The 2,394-nt window shown below is 47.1% G+C and carries 4 protein-coding genes; all 4 read left to right on the forward strand.

Annotated elements, in window-relative coordinates; all coding sequences use genetic code 11:
• Positions 1–570, forward strand: a 570-nt coding sequence (locus IQ260_RS29870) for a YcjF family protein (RefSeq protein ID WP_193996685.1), incomplete at its 5' end; no start/stop codon positions are given.
• Between the two features lie 130 nt (positions 571–700).
• Positions 701–1,423, forward strand: coding sequence for an FAD-dependent thymidylate synthase (thyX, locus tag IQ260_RS29875; RefSeq protein ID WP_193996686.1), 723 nt, complete (start codon positions 701–703; stop codon positions 1,421–1,423).
• Positions 1,424–1,652: 229 nt separating this feature from the next.
• Positions 1,653–1,979, forward strand: a complete 327-nt coding sequence (locus tag IQ260_RS29880) for a response regulator (RefSeq protein ID WP_193996687.1) — start codon at positions 1,653–1,655, stop codon at positions 1,977–1,979.
• Positions 1,980–2,156: 177 nt separating this feature from the next.
• A partial coding sequence (locus IQ260_RS29885) for a hypothetical protein (protein WP_193996688.1) occupies positions 2,157–2,394 on the forward strand: 238 nt, incomplete at its 3' end.

Below are 2,394 nucleotides of genomic sequence, written 5' to 3' on the forward strand. Positions count from 1 at the left end.
CTCTATACCGATGATGTACAGGCCAGGCTGGTTGCTCGCAAGTTAGAAATTCGGGGGCGGCGTGCCGATGATCTGATTTGGCAGATAGCCCTAACTAAAGCCGTGGCTGTGGCCGTGAATCCCCTCATGCTGGCCGATATGGTTGGGGGTTTGGCGGTAGATGTAGGGTTGGTCATTAGCCTGTCAAAACTCTATGGGCTACCCATGACTCAACAGGAGGCCCTCAAGCTTCTGCGGACAATTGCGATCGCGACCGGTAGCCTCTCCATTAGCGAACTCCTGATTACCCTAGGACTTAGCTCGCTCAAAAGTATTTTAGGCACCGCTGGTCTCGCCACAGGGGGACTGAGTATGGCCCCTTATTTCTCCGTTGCCCTCACCCAGGCTGCCGTAGCTGGTTTTGCCACCTATGCCATTGGCCAAGTCACCCGCACCTATCTAGTCAATGGAGCCCACTGGGGAGCCCAAGGACCGAAAACAGTTATTGCTAATATTGTCAATGCTTTAGATGAAAAATCGATTATGGCTCGACTCAAGCATGACCTTAAACAAAAACTGGGGCGAGACTGAGGGACCATCAGAGCATTCTGTCACTTAGTTTCTGTCACTTAGTTTTAGAAAACTACATGTTCCGATAGACCGGCTTGAGTGGATGCTTTTCTCCGATAGACTATAGCGATTGACTATTTAGCGACTGCCCATGCAACGGTTTACCGTCGAAGTGATTTCCAAAACCCCAAACCCTCAGCAAACTATCTATGCAGCCATGCATCAGGATTATGCCGAGGGATTTGTGTGGAACGAGCGCCAGGATTGGCCCTCTGAAGAAAAATGCGGAGACTTGGTGATTCGCAATTTGCTCAAGGGCGGTCGAGGGCATTATGGCCCCTTAGAACATCCGCAAATTGTCTTAAATTGTGGATGGCTCCCCCACTCCACCATGCAGCAGATTCGTACACATCGTGTGGGAGTTTCGTTTGACGTACAATCATTTCGCTACACAGGATCACGTATTTTAGATGTGATTGCAGGTAACCGTGATGTGGAAGAGGTTTTTTATCTGCGACCCGTTGGCGATTATAGCGATCGCCAAGGTAAAAAATATACCTACACCGAAGAGCTGCGTCAGCAGGATGTGGCTTGGTGTTTAGATGCCTGTGAACGGTATAAAACTCGCATTGAACAAGGTTTTTCGGAAGAGCATGCGCGAGGGCTAATCCCGTTTGATGTACGGCAACACTGGGTGATGTCTGCCAATGTGCGATCGCTGATGCATTTACTAGATTTACGCTGGAAGGCCGATGCTCAACTAGAAGCACAAAAGCTATGCGAAGTGATTTGGCCTCATTTTCAAGTATGGGTACCTGCGATCGCAATCTGGTATGAAACTACTCGCCTCAAAAAAGCTCGCCTGGCCCCCTAGAGGCATCATTAACTTTTCCCACAAACCTTGCAATTCATTAACTTGAGTATACTAGTTCTCAAGTTTAATAACCCACCCTAAGAAGCCTTTCAATACCTTGCAACTGTCCTCCATTTTTCGTAAGACTCCATAGACTTGAATAGCTGAAATAGGCCTAACGGGTTTCTGGCATATGGACAGCTACAGCGGTTACATCTTATTAATGGATCAGCATTGTGGAGCAGACCCCATGGTCCAATCACTTTCTAATCAGTTGGAAGGTGGTATTTTTGTCGCGCATTCAACCGATCAAGCTGTTGCCCGTATTGAACAGAGCATTCCTTACTTAGTTATTCTCTCAGGTGCCCATAAAAACTGGCCTCCAGCGTTTATAAATCGCCTGAGAGAAACCGTAAAACCTTTAGGGACGACTATTGTAGCCTTGACTCAATCCCACGAACCCAGTTGGTCACTGCAGGAAGACCATCCAGGCATTGACGGTTTTCTAGTTGAGCCTCTTAGTCAAGATATTTTGCACCTTGTAGTTGAATCAGCGGTAGCTAAGACAACCCTGTAAAGCGACGCTACCTATGGCCAAAGTACGTAAGAATGACCTAGGCAACTTGTAGGTTTCTAGAACTGTTTGGGCCGCTTAGCGGATGGCAATTACAAAATCTCCCACCGCTGAAAAGAGTAGAGTAATTAGTACTCCAATAGCTCGGGTATTTGCGGGAATTTTGCATCTGTTAGTACTGTGACATCTAAATTATTTAAGTCCCAACAAGTTAGGCGGTTTAAGTTTTGGCTAGACCAGAGCCTACAGGATGGTATGCGGTACCAATATTCTCTTTTTCAACGAATCATCACCCTGGACTATAGCCAACGGCAGCAGCTTTACCAACAAGCCAGCCAGTATGCCCAAGCTGGTGCTGACATACTCATCACCTATGACAATAAGACCTGTCATCTCTGGATTAATCTGAAACATAAAC

It is taken from the genome of Leptolyngbya cf. ectocarpi LEGE 11479, assembly GCF_015207065.1.
GTDB classification, from domain to species: Bacteria; Cyanobacteriota; Cyanobacteriia; order Phormidesmidales; family Phormidesmidaceae; genus Leptothoe; species Leptothoe ectocarpi.